The 15,151-nt window shown below is 60.3% G+C and carries 14 protein-coding genes; 8 read left to right on the top strand and 6 right to left on the bottom strand.

Annotation, left to right across the window (positions count from 1 at the left end; genetic code table 11):
- Positions 1–122: 122 nt before the first annotated feature.
- Complete coding sequence (locus GAL01_RS03185; RefSeq protein ID WP_082790712.1) at positions 123–917, bottom strand: prepilin peptidase; 795 nt, start codon at positions 915–917, stop codon at positions 123–125.
- An 85-nt stretch (positions 918–1,002) separates the two neighbouring features.
- On the opposite strand from GAL01_RS03185, the gene GAL01_RS03190 reads away from it, so the two are divergent.
- From GAL01_RS03190 to GAL01_RS03225, 8 genes are all read left to right on the top strand, one after another.
- Complete coding sequence (locus GAL01_RS03190) at positions 1,003–2,694, top strand: GspE/PulE family protein (RefSeq protein WP_062029750.1); 1,692 nt, start codon at positions 1,003–1,005, stop codon at positions 2,692–2,694.
- Complete coding sequence (locus tag GAL01_RS03195; protein ID WP_062029748.1) at positions 2,691–3,941, top strand: type II secretion system F family protein; 1,251 nt, start codon at positions 2,691–2,693, stop codon at positions 3,939–3,941. Before GAL01_RS03190 ends, GAL01_RS03195 begins: the two co-directional genes overlap by 4 nt.
- The gene (locus GAL01_RS03200; protein ID WP_062029745.1) at positions 3,925–4,392 is read left to right on the top strand and encodes a pilus assembly FimT family protein; all 468 of its coding nucleotides are present in this window, start codon (positions 3,925–3,927) and stop codon (positions 4,390–4,392) included. Before GAL01_RS03195 ends, GAL01_RS03200 begins: the two co-directional genes overlap by 17 nt.
- Positions 4,382–4,795 carry a type IV pilus modification PilV family protein gene (locus GAL01_RS03205; RefSeq protein ID WP_062029743.1) on the top strand — a complete coding sequence of 138 codons (414 nt, stop codon included), beginning with the start codon at positions 4,382–4,384 and terminating at the stop codon, positions 4,793–4,795. The genes GAL01_RS03200 and GAL01_RS03205 overlap by 11 nt, the downstream gene beginning before the upstream one ends.
- Entirely contained in the window at positions 4,792–5,403 is a 612-nt protein-coding gene (locus GAL01_RS03210) for a prepilin-type N-terminal cleavage/methylation domain-containing protein (protein ID WP_062029741.1), read from the top strand. The genes GAL01_RS03205 and GAL01_RS03210 overlap by 4 nt, the downstream gene beginning before the upstream one ends.
- A 49-nt stretch (positions 5,404–5,452) precedes the next feature.
- A complete protein-coding gene (locus GAL01_RS03215) occupies positions 5,453–5,974 on the top strand; it encodes a hypothetical protein (RefSeq protein WP_145995601.1) in 522 nt (173 codons plus the stop codon).
- A gap of 349 nt (positions 5,975–6,323) precedes the next feature.
- A complete protein-coding gene (locus tag GAL01_RS03220) occupies positions 6,324–8,000 on the top strand; it encodes a phospholipase C (protein WP_231865316.1) in 1,677 nt (558 codons plus the stop codon).
- 5 nt (positions 8,001–8,005) lie between these two features.
- Positions 8,006–9,340, top strand: a complete 1,335-nt coding sequence (locus tag GAL01_RS03225; RefSeq protein ID WP_231865313.1) for a cytochrome-c peroxidase — start codon at positions 8,006–8,008, stop codon at positions 9,338–9,340.
- Positions 9,341–9,374: 34 nt separating this feature from the next.
- On the opposite strand, the gene GAL01_RS03230 is transcribed toward GAL01_RS03225, so the two are convergent.
- From GAL01_RS03230 to GAL01_RS03250, 5 genes are read right to left on the bottom strand one after another with little or no spacing between them, the layout of a single operon-like run.
- Positions 9,375–10,832: a carbohydrate porin gene (locus GAL01_RS03230; RefSeq protein WP_099253073.1), complete on the bottom strand. Its 1,458-nt coding sequence runs from the start codon at positions 10,830–10,832 to the stop codon at positions 9,375–9,377.
- Positions 10,829–11,329 (bottom strand): GlcG/HbpS family heme-binding protein, encoded by a 501-nt coding sequence (locus GAL01_RS03235; protein WP_231865312.1) that lies wholly within the window; start codon positions 11,327–11,329, stop codon positions 10,829–10,831. The genes GAL01_RS03230 and GAL01_RS03235 overlap by 4 nt, the downstream gene beginning before the upstream one ends.
- Before the next feature lie 14 nt (positions 11,330–11,343).
- Positions 11,344–12,978: a GMC family oxidoreductase gene (locus GAL01_RS03240; RefSeq protein ID WP_062029737.1), complete on the bottom strand. Its 1,635-nt coding sequence runs from the start codon at positions 12,976–12,978 to the stop codon at positions 11,344–11,346.
- 17 nt (positions 12,979–12,995) lie between these two features.
- Complete coding sequence (locus GAL01_RS03245; RefSeq protein ID WP_062029735.1) at positions 12,996–14,459, bottom strand: c-type cytochrome; 1,464 nt, start codon at positions 14,457–14,459, stop codon at positions 12,996–12,998.
- Positions 14,460–14,478: 19 nt separating this feature from the next.
- Complete coding sequence (locus GAL01_RS03250; RefSeq protein WP_062029733.1) at positions 14,479–15,030, bottom strand: sorbitol dehydrogenase family protein; 552 nt, start codon at positions 15,028–15,030, stop codon at positions 14,479–14,481.
- Positions 15,031–15,151 lie beyond the last annotated feature (121 nt).

Raw genomic sequence — 15,151 nt, forward strand, 5'->3', positions numbered from 1 at the left:
GGCAATATCATTGCACCCCTGCACGATGACAGGGTTGGAATATTATAAATTCATGACAGTTCGAAAACCTCTCTGCCCCTGCATCAGGGCATCGGGTAAGTCATCGCAGGATCATGTCAGGATCACGAACGGCATAGCATGAGACGCGCCAGCCAGATCGCCGCGGCAAGGCACGGGCCAAAGGGAACAAGGATCGTCATGTTGAAGCGCCCCGAGCGCATGGCCGTTGCCAGAGCCAGCACGATACCCAAGGCCGAACCCGCACCGATGACGACAGGCAGCGCGCCCAGCCCGACCCAGGCTCCGCCCATGGCCAGCAGCTTGACGTCCCCACCTCCGAGACCCTGCCTGTGACGGATCATCCGGTATCCGGCGGCAATGAGTGCAAAGATCAGCCACCCCGCCGCACTCCCGAGCGCACGGTCGAGCACGCCGTCCGTTCCGGCTGTGGCATATCCTTCCACAAGCCCCATCAGAAGCAGCGGCAGCGTCAGCATGTCGGGAAGCCGCAGGCAGGTGAGGTCGATCACGGAGAGGGCCAGCAACCCCCAGCCGAGGATGCAGTCTCCCACAAAGGACAACGCGTCCCAGTCGGCCAGCCGGAAGGGGAGATCCTGAAAATGACCGGCGATCACGCGGGTCAAAAGGGCCATGGCGGGCACGGTGAGCGCTGCAAGTTCGATCCAGAGATGGTCTGGGGTAATCCGGCTCTTGCAGTGACGGCATCGCCCCTTCTGCGCCGCATAGGACAGGATCGGGATCAGGTCGCGGGCAGACAGCGGAACATGGCAGCTTTCACAATGCGAGCGGCCGGAGACCACGGTTTCCCCCCTCGGGATCCGGCGTATGAGCACGCCCAGGAAACTCCCCGCAACTGGGGCCAGAAGGAAAACGGCAACAAGCAGGGAAACGGTCATGGCGATGGGACACTGGCGGATTTGCAATCGCACGACAAGCACGTGAGAAGCGGGCGTCCGCCCGGCCCGGCAACCGGAGTTCGCCATGCTCCCGGCTGACACGCGCCTTGAGGCCGCGCTGAGCGAGCGTGGCGTCTGCGAAGGTCGCGCGCTGGAGCGGGCCCGCAATGTCGCGACCGAGACCGGACAGTCTCTGGCGCTTGTTCTGCTCCAGCTCGGTCTGGTCAGCGAGGGCGATCTGGCCGCAACCTATGCGGCCACGCTGGACGTAACGGTTCTGACGCCGGAGGATCTGGCCACCGTTCAGGAACCGGTCCTGCCCGACGATCTGGGGTCACGGTTCCTGCATCAGGCACGGGCCGTTCCGCTGGACTGCGCACACGGCACGCTGCGTCTGGCCATGGCAGATCCGCTGGATGATTATACGTCGGCTGCTGTTCAACTCGCCACGGGCTGTGAGGTCCGGCGTGAGGTGGGACGGCCGTCGGATATTTCGGCGATTTTGAACCGGCTTTATCCTGAGGACGGCGCGGACGGCTCCGAAGGGCAGGGTGCTTTCGATGCGGAAGGGTCTGCCGCGGAGGACGATACGGACCGGCTGAAGGATCTTGCCAGCGAGGCGCCGATTATCCGGCTGGTGAACCAGCTGATTTTCCAGGCGGTGGAAACGCGGGCGTCGGATATTCATATCGAACCCTTCGAGGACCGGCTTGTGGTCCGGTATCGTTATGACGGCGTTCTGCATGAGGTGGACAGCCAGAGCCCGCGTCTGGCCGCGGCGATCGTGTCGCGCATCAAGATCATGGCAAAGCTGGATATTGCGGAGCGCAGGTTGCCGCAGGACGGGCGCATCAAGCTGGCCGTGCGCGGGCATGAGGTGGATTTCCGGGTCTCGACCGTTCCGTCGCTGCATGGGGAGACAGTTGTCCTGCGCGTTCTGGACCGGACGACCGTCAGTTTCGACTACAGCCGTCTGGGCCTCGCGCCCTCCGTCATCGCGGCGTTCCGCTCTGCGCTGGAGATGCCCAACGGGATTGTTCTGGTGACGGGGCCAACAGGTTCGGGCAAGACCACCACCCTTTATACGGGGCTGGCCGGGCTCAATGCGACCGAACGCAATGTCATGACGGTCGAGGACCCGGTGGAGTATCAGCTCTCGGGGATCAACCAGCTTCAGATCAGGCCGGCCATTGGGCTGACATTTGCCAGTCTGCTCCGCGCCATTCTGCGTCAGGACCCTGATGTCATCATGGTCGGCGAGATCCGCGATATCGAGACCGTCCAGATTGCCGTTCAGGCAGCTTTGACCGGGCATCTCGTGCTGTCCACGCTGCATACGAATTCGGCTGCGGCGGCGGTGACGCGACTGCGGGACATGGGGCTGGAAGACTATCTCATGACGGCCGTTCTGCGCGGTATTCTGGCGCAGAGGCTTGTGCGGCGGCTGTGTGGACACTGTCGCCGTCCCGAAGCTGTCGATCCGGCACTGGCGCATCGTCTGGGTCTTGATCCGGGGGCGTCGCACACGCTGTGGCATCCGGTCGGCTGTGCGGAGTGTCGTCAGACCGGCTATAGCGGCCGCAGTGCCGTGGCGGAATTTCTTCCGACATCGCGGGAGATCTCCCGCCTCATCATGGCTGGGGCGGACCATTCCGAGATCGAACAGGCAGCCGTTGCGGCAGGAATGGAAACGCTGTTTCAGGCGGGCCTGAGACTGGCGCTTGAAGGCGAGACGTCCCTTGAAGAGGTTTCGCGCATCATCGGGCATGACGGATGAGTGCGGCATCGGGTCCTTCCGAGACGTGGCACTACAGCGCGGTTGGTCCGGACGGGCGGCTGGTGCATGGCGATATGCTTGCCAGCACGGAACAGCAGGTGATGCAGCGGCTGCAACGCCAGAAACTGATGGTCGTGCAGGTTGCGCCCGCAACGCGGCGGGGCGCAGTGCAGGGTGGTGTGCGGGTGCTGCTGGGGCGACGCCATACGCTTCGGCTGCGGCCTGCGGAGGTTGCGGATTTTACCCGCAAACTGGCAACCATGCTGACCGCCGGGCTCGATCTGGACCGTGCCCTCAGGTTTCTGGGGGAAACGGCCGTGGGGCCGCGCAATGGTCGGGTCATCGGAGCGTTGCGGGACCGGGTCAGGGATGGTGAGGCCTTTGCCGAGGCCCTTGAGACCATGCCCTCCGTCTTTCCGAAACTCTATGTGGGCATGGTCCGGGCCGGGGAAGCGGGGGGCGCGCTGGGAGAGGCTTTGCTGCATCTTTCGGAGTTGCTCGAACGGGAGAGAAAGCTGCGGGCGACCATCCAGTCCGCGATGATCTATCCGGCGGTTCTGGTCGTGGCGTCCGTGTTTTCGATCGTGCTTCTGCTGACGCAGGTGCTGCCGCAGTTCGTGCCTCTGTTTGAGGAAAATGGCGCCACCCTGCCGCTTGCAACGCGGATCGTGATTGCGACGGGCAGTTTCCTGACGCATTGGGGGCTGGTGCTGCTGGTCGCTTTCGGAATTGCGGGCGTCAGTATTCACGCAGCGCTTCGGAAGCCTGAGCGGCGGCTTGTCTTTGACCGTTTTCTGCTGCGGGTTCCGATCCTCGGATCGTTGTTGCTGGAGATCATGGCCGCCCAGTTTACCCGCACGCTCGGCACGCTGATGCAGAACGGTGTGCCTATTGTGGGGGCTCTGAGGATCACGGAAGGGGTGATTGGCAATACGGCGGGCGCGGCGTGTGTGAGCGAGGCCACGCGGGACATGCGCGAGGGGCGGGGCCTGGCCTATTCTCTGGAGCGGACGAAGGTTTTTCCCGAAGCCATGATCCATTTTCTGCGCGTGGGTGAAGAAACGGCACAGCTTTCGGCCATTGCACTGCGGTCTGCGGATATTCACGAGGATGCAAGCCGCGTCATCATCCAGCGTCTTCTGGCCATTCTCGTCCCGGCGATTACCATCATCATGGGCGTTCTGGTGGCTGGAATTGTTTCCGCGCTGCTTCTGGCGATGCTGAGCCTCAATGATCTTGCACATTGACGCACAGAGCCGGGGGGAGGCCGGTTTTACCCTTCTGGAAATCATGGTGGTGCTGGCCATTGCCGGAATCCTGCTGGGTGTTGCGCTGGAGCGGGGACCGCTGCGGAGTGAGGCACTGTCGTTTTCCGTGGCGCGGCGACAGGTCGTGGATCTTCTGCATCAGGCGCAGGATCTGTCTGAAACCCGCGGTGAAACCGTGACGGTTCTGCTGGACAGCGCGGAGGGGACGTTCCTGACGGTTGAGGGGCACACACTCCGGACGACGCGCATTCACAAGCCTGCGCGGGTGTTTGTTCCGACGGTCTCTGGCGGGATGATGGCGCGGGCGTCTTACCGGTTCATGGCGGATGGGCGCGTGACGGGGGAGCCGCTGATGGTTGTTCTGGGGCATCATGCTGCCCTTGTCCGCTTCAGCGACGTGACGGGACGGATCCAGATTGATGAGCGCTGAACGACCGGTCCGCACTTTGCGCCAGGATCAGGGCTTCACTCTGCTGGAAGTCATCGTGGCCCTGATGATCGCGGGTTTTGCCCTGGCTGCCATGCTAGGCTCGATCGAAGCGGGGCTGGCGGGTGGGGGACGGGCGGATCATGGTCTGCGTCTGCTTTCTGTGGCCAGGTCGCAGTTGGAGGGTGCGCTGGCCATGCCGTCTTTCCGGCCGGGTTCGCAGACCTATGACATCCCGCCGCATTATCATTCCAGTGTGGATATCCGCCAGATTGCGGTTTCTCCGGCGCGGGGGGAGCGGGCGTCACTGGGGCTGTTTTCGGTGGAGGTGCGGGTGTGGGAAGACGGCGCGGCGCGGTCTGTGTCTCTGTCGGGGAGGGCAGTGGGGGCTGCGGTGCAGGAATGAAGCTAGGTCTGGGGTCTGATTCGGGAGAAGACGGTTTTACGCTGCTGGAAATTCTGGTCGTGACGGTCGTGTTCGGGCTGCTGTCCGTCGCCCTCTGGCAGGGTGTGGGTGTGGGAACGCGGGGCTGGTCACAGGCGGAGCGACGCTATGGCGACGAAGCGACGTTTCAGGGGGCGGAAGAGGCCCTGCGTCGTCTGATCGAGCGTGCGGAGACGCCTGATGGCCGGGGCGCCTCTCTTTTTTCCGGTGATGCGGAGCGGCTTGGTTTCGTGTCGTGGCTGCCGGAGCAGGGCGGTTATGGCAGGCAGGTTCAGGTGGGGTTGGGCGTGGATGCGGGCAAACGGCTGGTTCTGCGCTGGCGGCGGTTCCGCCGGGCGGACTGCGCTCTGCAACCTGAAATTCCGCATGAAGAAACGCTGGCCCGCGACGTAGGGCGCGTTGAATTTTCCTATTACGGCGTCGTTGAGGGACATTATGTCTGGCAGAAAACATGGGAAAGCCGGGGGCTTCCCATGCTGGTCCGCATCCGGATGGAGCGCGTCGACGGAGGGGCGCTCTGGCCCGCCATTCTGGTGCGCCCGCTGCTCGCCGCTCCGGCGGGGGAGTGAGGAGATGAGGGCGGAAAATGCGGCCGGTTCGGAGAAGAGGCGTTTCAGAATGATGTTGGGTCGATGGTCTCAGGTCGGTCTGTTCGCGAGCCTCCTGCTGATGGGGCAGGCCTGTGCCCAACCGTCAAAGGAACCGCAGAAGGTTGATGTCGACTCTATTCTGGGGCGTCCCCTGTTTGAGCCTGACCGGCAGCCCCGGGGCAGGGGCGCTGTGCAGGCGGGGGAGCCGCAGGTTGTGGGGATTTCCGGTCGTCCGGGAGGATGGCGGGCGATCATCCGGACCGGCGCCGCTGGCAGTCGCGGCAGGGTTGTGGGTGTGGGAGAGCGTGTGGGCGACTGGAATGTTGCGGAGATCAGCGCGACCGGGGTGATTCTCCGGCGCGGGCAAAGTGTGCGGCGTCTCGCTCCGGTTTTTGTAAAACATCCTGTTCAGACTGTCCCCCAGCTGCAGTCCCAGCCGCAGGGGGCAACGGCGCCGGTGATGCCGGTGCCTGCCCCGCCGGCGGCCCCTGTTTCGGGCCAGTTAAAGCCGACGTTTCATTTCGATCCGGCGTCGGGAGAGGCTCCGTGACACTGATGTGTCAAAGGATATCGTTTTTCACGAAACCATAACACTTCTTTCAAAGGCTTTCATTTAGTTAACGCACTGTCTCATCCACTGTGTTGGCGTGAGCCGGTCAAGGCGGTGTTCACCTGAACCTCTGGCACCCTGCTCCGGTCATGCCGTGCATCATGAAAGATTCCGCGACGTGTCTGCGAAGCGCACCAAAATTGCACTGTCTGTTCTTCTCTCCCTGTCCGTTGCCGCTCCTGCCCTCAGCCAGGCCCGTGGCTGGAATCCCTGGAATGATCAGGGACAGAACCAGAATCAGGGTTCATTCCAGCATGGGTCCGAGACGCGGACGCCCATTCGCCATCTGGTGGTGATCTATCAGGAGAACGTCTCCTTCGATCATTACTTCGCCACCTATCCGAAGGCTGCGAACCCTACGGGAGAGCCGGGCTTCAGGGCGCGCCCCGGTACGCCGACGGTCAACAACCTGCTTTCGCAGGGACTGCTGGAGCAGAACCCCAACACCAATGCGGCCAACGGATCTGACGCAGCGCTTCCGTTCCGTCTGGATCGCACGCAGGCCAGCACGGCTGACCAGAATCATGCCTATACGGCCGAACAGATGGCCTATGACAACGGCAAGGCGGACCTTTTCCCGCTTTATACCGGTCGTGGAACATCCGGCGGCGTTGGCGCTTTCGGCACCAAGGGGCAGGTTCTCGGCTATTACGATGGCAACACGGTCACGGCGTACTGGCGTTATGCACAGCGCTTTGCGATGAGCGACAATGCCTATACCGACACCTATGGTCCTTCGACGCCGGGTGCGCTTGAAGTCGTTTCCGGCCAGACGAACGGTTTGAAGCTTCTGGCGACCACGCAGAAGCCGTCCACCGTTGCCAAGTCGTCCGCCTATGTGGCTGACGGACAGGGTGGCTGGACGATGGTTAATGACATCGACCCCGGCTACGATGCCTGCTCCTCCACGACCAATCAGGGCATGATGACGGGTCGTAATATCGGCGATCTGCTGAACGAGCGTGGCATCACCTGGGGCGGCTTCATGGGAGGCTTTGACCTCACCGCCTCCAATACGGATGGGTCAACGGGTTGCTCGCGCACGACATATTCCAGCATCGTGTCCGAAAACGTTGCGGACTACATCCCGCATCACAACTGGTTCCAGTATTACCTCAGCACGTCCAACCCGACCCATGCCCGCCCGGCCTCGGTCAGTTCCATCGGATACAGCTACGTTCCTGGGACGGCGAAAAAGGAACCGGCAAATCATGAATATGATCTGAAGGATTTCTACGCCGCCGTGAAAGCCGGCAACCTGCCTGCCGTGTCTTTCGTGAAGCTCCCCGCCTATCAGGACGGTCACGCCGGCTATTCCGACCCGCTGGACGAGCAGGTTGGTGTGGTTGATGTGGTCAATGCCGTTCAGAAGCTACCGGAATGGCAGGATACGGCGATTCTGATCGCTTATGATGACTCCGACGGCTGGTATGACCATGCCTATGTCGCGCCGACACACGGCTCTTTCGATGCTGCTGCGGACCAGCTGGGTGGCGCGGGAATCTGCGGTACCGGTACGGCTCCGACAGGCGTTGGCGGAAAGCCGGTCAATGGTCGTTGCGGACCCGGCACGCGTATCCCGCTGATCGTGATTTCACCCTGGGCCAAGCAGAACTTCGTCAGCCATACCCTGACGACCCAGGCTTCCATCGCGCGCTTCATCGAAGACAACTGGCTCGGCGGCAAGCGTCTGGGGCAGGGGTCCTTTGACGCCACGGCTGGCAAGATCGACGATCTGTTCGATTTCCGTCATGACCCCAACACGGAAACGCTTGAACTCGACGACAACACGGGTGATATCGTTGCAACCCGTCACCCCCACCATGGCGGTGGCCATCAGTCTTCCGGGCATGATGACTCACCGTTTGGCCATCACTCGGGTGACACGGCTTCCAACGACAACGCGCAGGGTTATTTCTCCTCCCTGCTGTCCTCGATCTTCTCCATGTTTTCACGCTACCTCTGATCTTTATGCCTGATTTTCACCATCGGATGCGGCCCGTTCTGGGTCGCATCACTCTTCTGGCGCTTCTCTGGACGGGAAGCGCCCTGGCGCAGCAGACGGGCTCCTGCCTTCCCGCAGAGGATGGCAGCAATCCCTGTCCTGTGCCGTTGCGGCGACCGGATGTTCATCCGCTCTCGCAGATGGCGGAAATCGGGAAACAGATCTTTCACGATCCTCTGATTTCCGGGTCTGGACGACTGTCCTGCGCGTCGTGTCATGAACCCGGAAATCATTACGCATCCTCGGCTGCAACACCTGTTTTTCTGGGTGGTGCGCATCTGGATCTTCAGGGACGGCGCTCCATTCCGACCCTGACCTATGCCGAGCGGAACCCCAATTTCAGCATCGGTCCCGATAATCCGACCAGCGAAGCCGCGCCAGCCATCGTGGCCAATGCGGCGGCTACACAGCGTGGCGGCAAAAATGCTGCCAATCCGGGTGCTGCATCAGCAAATATGGTGCCGCAGGGAGGGCTGTTCTGGGATGGCCGTGCCGACACCCTGCAGGAGCAGGCGCTCGGCCCGCTTTATGATCCCGCAGAAATGGCCTCGACGCCTGAAAAGGTGACGGAGCGCGTCATTCATGCGCCCTATTCGGACACACTGAAACAGCTTGCGGGTGCTGGCGCCAATGCGTCTTCTTCACTTCTGCTGGCTGAAGCGATTTTTGCCATGGCCCGGTATCAGATCGAAGACCCGGCCTTTCATCGCTACAACAGTAAATTCGATGGCTGGCTCGAAGGGCATGAAAAATTCTCCCCTCTGGAACGGGAGGGGTATCTGGCCTTTAACGATCCCGCAAAAGGCAATTGTGCGGCGTGCCATGTCGATACGGTCGCCAGCACGCGCCTGCCGCCGCTTTTTACGGATCACCAGTATGAAGCCCTGGGCGCGCCGCGTAACATGGCGCTCAAGGCGAATCATGACCCGAATTCCTATGATCTGGGGGTCTGTGACCGTCAGGCGGATGGGCGAACCGCTCTGAGCCTTTATTGCGGGATGTTCACCACGCCGACGCTGCGGAATGTGGCCACACGCAAGGTTTTTTTCCATAACGGGGTTTTTCGTTCGCTGGAGGACGTGCTTGATTTCTACGCCCTCCGCGACCTCGAACCCAAGCGCTTCTATCCGGTTTCAAAGACGGGACATGTCGAGGCGTATAACGATATCCCGGTCCAGTATCGCGCCAATCTGGACACGACTGACGCTCCGTTTGACCGCAAGCCCGGCGAGCAGCCCGCCATGACCCCGCATGATCGCGAGGCCATTATTGCGTTTCTCAAAACCCTGACGGACCGCTGAGCGAACTCTTTGGATCCTCCCTTGGTGGAGGATCTCAGAAATTCGCCGTCAACTGCCCGCCGATAACTGCGGCGTCCTTGAACGTCGTCGTTGCACCCGGACGCTGAAGGTACTGGAAATCAGCCTGCAGGGTTGTGCCCCGCATGATGTGGGTGCTGTAGAACGCCTCATAGACATTTTCCCAGTGCTGCACCCCGTAAACAGGCCCCCACTGATTGGCCAGATAGGGCAGTCCGAGCGCGAGTGAGGATTCCTGCTGAAGGGTCACGGTATGGCTCATGTCCATGTGCTGGAACATGATACCGGCCTGATCGCCGCTCCGGTGCCAGGCGGTTCCGCTATCGACGAGGCCGATCCATTCGTGGTCCCGCATGGCAACGAGATTGCCCTGCGCATATCCGACGCCACCAATCACGATCAGCCCGTCTGTTACGCCCGGTCCGTTGCGGACAAGCATCTGGTCGAACATGAACCAGGCTGAGGTCATCCCGGCTTCATAGCGCCGGTCCAGTCCCGTAGCCTGAAAGGAGTTGCCGTGGATGTCTTCATAAAGGTTCGGATAGCGCGAATTATCGTACCAGGCGCCGATCTTGTAATTGCCGCGCAGTTTGTCTTTGCCGAAAGAGGGCATCCAGCCGATTTCGATCTGCGACGAGACTTTCCCGAGCCCGCTCTGGGCCATGGCCCAGCCTGAAATGCCACCATTGTAGCTGTGGGGAGAGACCGCGAAGACGCCCGCCATGATGTAGGTCTGCTCTGTGGGGCGCAGACGCAGTACGCCACCCAGGTTGCCTGATGGCCAGTCGCGCCCACCGGGAACATATTTTCCGGGAGCGAAGTTACTGCACACCGAAACGTTCATGAAGGAGCAGGCGACGTAATCAAAGGCGAAGAAACTGCCTGTCGGAATATCGCCAAGGGACAGGATGATGCGGTCGTTCAGGAAGGATTTATCCGCATACATCGCGACAAGATGTGCGACGACGTTACCACGTCCACCATAAATCTGTTCCGGATTCGTAACTGAATCACCCAGTGTATGGCTGAAGCTGCGCCCGTGTCCGTTAATCACGAGGAGATGCGTCCACAGCCCCTTGACGCCTGCAAGCTGCTGCCAATCCACATCCAGTTCGGCCGCCACCTGACCGGCTAGCACGTTGTCTTTTGTGCGGCCGCCGGTGACGTTGGCCATGTATTCTTCGTTGAGCGCGACATTGAGATACATGCCGTGCTTTGTCAGCCATGTCTGGGCGCCCCCCCAGTCCCCGAACAGGTGAGGGTTGCCGTACAGCGATGGGACGAGCGGGCCAACTGCGAAGGTGCCCACGCCTTCCATCGCAAAGGCGCGGGCTTTGTAGGAGTCAGGTGTCGCAAGGTTCTGGGAGGTCTCGCTCTGTGCGAGTGCCTGACGGCCGGGGCCAATGATCCCCAGAACCGCGCACAGGAAAAACCCGGCGAGTTTTTTCCTGTGCAGGAGACGTCGGGTTTTCATTCAGTGCTCTTTGCCTTTGAAGCCTGCAGGAAGGTGGTGACTGTGGACTGGGCGAGATGGGCGTCGGTATCGCCCTCACCGCCGCTCAGACCAAGGGCGCCCACGAGTTGGTTGTTCACCATGATCGGATATCCGCCGCCTGCGGGAAGAGCGTTGGGCAGCGTGCTGATCATGTAGTTCCCGCTATTGAGGGCATGTTCCATGTCTGCGGTCGGGCGGGCGAAAGACAGGGCTGTCTTGGCCTTGCGGATGGCCAGTTCGATGCTGCCGAGCTGTGTGCCGTCCATTTTCTGGAAGGACACCAGATTCCCCCCTGCATCGACAATGGCAATGGCGACGCGGTTATGACTGGCGGCTGCCAGTTTTTTGGCCTGTTCGATCAGGGTATTGGAAGTTGTCAGATTCACTGTCAGATCCTTCGCTGAGGCAAACCCCGTAAGGCCTGTTGCGGCGATGAGAAGACTGAGGACGGCGCCCGTGCTCCGGCGTTTAGACATTGTTTTCAAAAGACCTATCCCTGTTTCAGATCATTGAGAATGGCGTCTGCGGCGCGCAGTGAGAGCGCGGCCATTGTCAAAGTCGAATTCACCGTTCCCGAGGCGGCCATTGTGGCACCTGTTGCAAGAAACAGATTGGCGTGATCGTGGGTTCTGAGCCACTTGTCCACGACGGAATCGCGTGGGTCATGGCCCATGATGGTGCCCCCGGTAATGTGATTGTTGGGAGTGAAGTACGGGCTCATCTCGATTTCCGTTCCTCCAAGGGCCTTGGCAATGTCCATGAGACGCTGCCGGGAAATGACGGCCGATTTACGCACATATTCGCCTACATCATAAGTCACTTCGGGGTGTGGAATGCCCAGGGCGTCCTTGTGGTCCTTTGAAAGAACGAGGCGGTTGTTCGGATCGGGCAGGACTTCATGATTGGCATAGATGTCCACGCCATGCGCCGTGCGGCGGCGGATTTCCTCATCCAGCTTCTTGCCCACCAGCCCCATGGACAGGGCCTTCATGCCGGCGCGGGAATTCTGGGCCGTATTGTTGTAACCAATCTGTGTGGCGGCGTATTCCGAACGGAAATCGCCGTCCCGGAAGTTGGTGATGGAGCTCATCTGGACCGATCCGCCACCAGCCCAGATGGGTTCTGCGGACTGGAAGCTCATGCCGATGCCCGGATGGTCCATCATGTTCCGGCCGACGAGGTCGGACGAGTTTGCAATGCCGTTGGGATTGCGGTCGTTTGCGGCGAGAAGCAGCAGTTTCGGGGTTTCGATTCCGTTGGCTGCGACGACGAATGTTTTTGCAACGACACGATGGGACTGTTTTTCGGGATCGTAGAAGCGGATGGCGGTGATCTTGTTTTTCGCGTCCGTTTCCATCGCATAGACGACGGCGTTCGGAATGATTTTTGCGCCGAGCTTTTCGGCCTTCAGTGCGGCATAGACGCCATTATACATCGCGCCAATCGGGCAGATTGGCATGCAGTTGTTGTTGCCGCAGCACTGGGGGCGGCCGTCATAGGGCCGGCTGTTGCGGGCCTGCGGAACGGGCGTGTTCGAAAAGCCGAGCTTGCTGACCACCTCGGTAAAGGTGCGGTCTCCGTAGCCATAAGGCATGGAGGTCATGGGCCAGGGGTTTTTGCGCGGTGCGGAGGGCGTGATTTCTTCGCCATTCGGCCCCATGACGCCCATTTCGCACTCGGCCTCGTAATAATAGGGCTCGAGTTCGTCATAGCTCACGGCGTAGTCGCGTCCGACGCCATAGGTGGAATGCAGTTTGAAATCGTTGGGCAGATAGCGCCAGCTTGACGCGGCCCAGTGCCATGTCGTGCCGCCAACGCCCTTGATGATGCCCTGTTTGTAGGCTGTCTGGTCCGGGCCTTTGACGATCAGGTAATTGTTGTCAGGAAAATAGTTGGTATGCGGTGCCCATGGAACGCTGGGATAAGGCGTTGCGTAGTCGTACTGGGATTTGTTGTCGGGCGGCATGTTCCGCCAGTTCTCAACGATCTGGGAGCGGTCGCGGCGTGGACCGGCATCCAGCAGTAGAACGGAAAGCCCGTTGCGGACGAGTTTATGGGCAAGCAGGGAGCCACAGATTCCTGCTCCAATGATGACGACATCAGCCGAAAGCGTTTCACCAGACATGATATGATCCTTGAATTCTATTGAGCGACACGCTGTTTCCGACGGCTGACCAGCCACCAGATGCCACCCACCACGATGATGGCGCCAAGGACACCACCAGCCCCGAGCAGGAGCATCACGCCCGGATTTGCGAGCTGGGCGAGCGGAACCTGCTTGCCGCCCATGCGGACCTGTTTGACTGCATCTGCGGAAACCGTGGCCTGTGCGTTACCAAAATGACTCAAAACGTAATCCGCGACTGTCGCGATCTGTTCATCCGTCAGGGGCTGAACCAGAGAGCCGGGACCGAAGGCTGGCATCAGGATTTCGTGATGATCCGTGGTACGGTCCACGCCATACAGGATGCTGGCGATCAGGTCGTTCGGATTGCGTTGCCCCGTCGTCGTGTTTCCTACGAGAGAGGGATAATATCCATCGGGCGATCCTTTGCCGTTGGATTGATGGCAACTCGCGCAAACCGCTTCATAGAGGGCTGCGCCGTCCGTGGTTTTGGCCAGGGTGCTGTTGTTTCGGCGCGCATTGGCGTCCGCCACGCTGTAGCTGGACGGACGGCCGGAATGTGCGAAATTGGCGACGGTTTCTCCTGCTTCGGCCTTGGGCGGAACGGAACGGAGATAGGTCACGATTGCCGAAATATCCGCATCCGGCAGATATTGCAGGCTGTGCTCGACCGCCTCGGCCATTGGTCCTGCAGCACGGGCATGCGCCGTCTGGCCGGTTTTCAGATACTGATAGAGGTCCTGATCGGACCAGCCGCCAATGCCGCTCTGGGGATCATTGGTAATATTTGGTGCGCGCCAGGAGCCTATGTCCGCACCGGCGAGATAGGCGGACTGGTCCGGCGCGAGGAGGAAATTGCGAGGCGTGTGGCATTCGCCGCAATGGGCCAGTTCATCGACCAGATAACGGCCGCGGTTCCAGTCGTCGTTGTGGGTGTGGTCGAAGACATAAGGCTTACCTTCGATCCGTGCGGCAATTTTCCAGATCCCCAGAGATGCGCGGATGGAAAACGGGAAGGGAAGCTGCGTTTTGGGCGACGGGGCGTCTACGGGCTTCACTTCATTCATGATGTAAGCGTAGAGCGATTTGACGTCTTCATCCGTCAGGCGGTTATAGGCGTCATACGGCATGGCTGGATAAAGCTGGGCTCCATCGGCGCGGATGCCGTGTCTCAGGGCCTGCGAGAACTGCTCGAGAGTATAGTTCCCGATACCGTATGTTTTCGATGGCGTAATGTTTGTAGAGTAAATATTTCCCATAGGAGAGGAAATGGCATAACCGCCAGCCAGAAACTGACCGTCGCGTCCATTTGTATGACAGGCCGCGCAGTCCGCGGCGATCGCGAGATAGTGACCGCGACTGATGGAAGGACGATGGGCTGAGGCGGGTGTCGGCTCTGTCGGTTGTGCCTGGGCGGACGTTCCGGCGAGAAGGAAGACAGTCGTCAGGGCCGTGCCGGACAGGGGACGAAAATATCGCATGATCACTGAGATAATTCCCTTAGAATTCCGGCATGACAGCGACGGAAGCGGGCTCTGCAACCCAGTAATTCGGCCCGTTATGGGCATATGTCGGGATGACGACGACATCGCGGGATGTCTGGTACATCAGCGCTTTTTCGAAGGCGTAAACCTTGGCATTCGTTCCGCTTTCAATGACGCCCGAGTACCAGCCGCGGATAATCTGGAGGAGCGTGGCGTGCAGAGGGTCACCGGTGAGGGCTGCCTCCAGCGCTTCGACATCCGGATATCCGTTTTTGGCGATACGCTCGCGAAGAGCGGCGACCTGATCGGGGAAATCGTGTTTCTGCGCCTCGAAAGCCAGGAAAAGGGCAGATCCAATGCCGAGATCCAGGTTTTTATGACCGGTTGCAAAGGCGGAAAGCTGCATGAAATCGGAAATGCCATCACGGTTTGAAGACACTATTTCTTGAGCAGAACCTTTTTTTGCCGTTCCTACGGCGACGGCTGTCAGGCAGGCTCCGGAAAGGGCCAGGAGTCGCCTGCGCGAAAGCATGGCCGAAACCGGATTGGGATCAGATAATGTGTCCAATGGCGCTCTCCTTGAGGAATAGCGTGATATGTGATGCGCTTTCTTCCGGATTTTTCGCCAATAATGGAAATGACTATTTCTTGTTCGCTCTGACAAAATGGTGATGTGGAGCGTTTTTTAA

This window comes from Gluconobacter albidus (assembly GCF_002723915.1).
Classification (GTDB): Bacteria; Pseudomonadota; Alphaproteobacteria; order Acetobacterales; family Acetobacteraceae; genus Gluconobacter; species Gluconobacter albidus.

Excerpts from the sequence above, each read along its gene's own strand:
- GAL01_RS03185 (WP_082790712.1), bottom strand. The coding sequence starts at position 917 with ATGACCGTTTCCCTGCTTGTTGCCGTTTTCCTTCTGGCCCCAGTTGCG.
- GAL01_RS03190 (WP_062029750.1), top strand. The coding sequence starts at position 1,003 with ATGCTCCCGGCTGACACGCGCCTTGAGGCCGCGCTGAGCGAGCGTGGC.
- GAL01_RS03195 (WP_062029748.1), top strand. The coding sequence starts at position 2,691 with ATGAGTGCGGCATCGGGTCCTTCCGAGACGTGGCACTACAGCGCGGTT.
- GAL01_RS03200 (WP_062029745.1), top strand. The coding sequence starts at position 3,925 with ATGATCTTGCACATTGACGCACAGAGCCGGGGGGAGGCCGGTTTTACC.
- GAL01_RS03205 (WP_062029743.1), top strand. The coding sequence starts at position 4,382 with ATGAGCGCTGAACGACCGGTCCGCACTTTGCGCCAGGATCAGGGCTTC.
- GAL01_RS03210 (WP_062029741.1), top strand. The coding sequence starts at position 4,792 with ATGAAGCTAGGTCTGGGGTCTGATTCGGGAGAAGACGGTTTTACGCTG.
- GAL01_RS03215 (WP_145995601.1), top strand. The coding sequence starts at position 5,453 with ATGATGTTGGGTCGATGGTCTCAGGTCGGTCTGTTCGCGAGCCTCCTG.
- GAL01_RS03225 (WP_231865313.1), top strand. The coding sequence starts at position 8,006 with ATGCCTGATTTTCACCATCGGATGCGGCCCGTTCTGGGTCGCATCACT.
- GAL01_RS03230 (WP_099253073.1), bottom strand. The coding sequence starts at position 10,832 with ATGAAAACCCGACGTCTCCTGCACAGGAAAAAACTCGCCGGGTTTTTC.
- GAL01_RS03235 (WP_231865312.1), bottom strand. The coding sequence starts at position 11,329 with ATGTCTAAACGCCGGAGCACGGGCGCCGTCCTCAGTCTTCTCATCGCC.
- GAL01_RS03240 (WP_062029737.1), bottom strand. The coding sequence starts at position 12,978 with ATGTCTGGTGAAACGCTTTCGGCTGATGTCGTCATCATTGGAGCAGGA.
- GAL01_RS03245 (WP_062029735.1), bottom strand. The coding sequence starts at position 14,459 with ATGCGATATTTTCGTCCCCTGTCCGGCACGGCCCTGACGACTGTCTTC.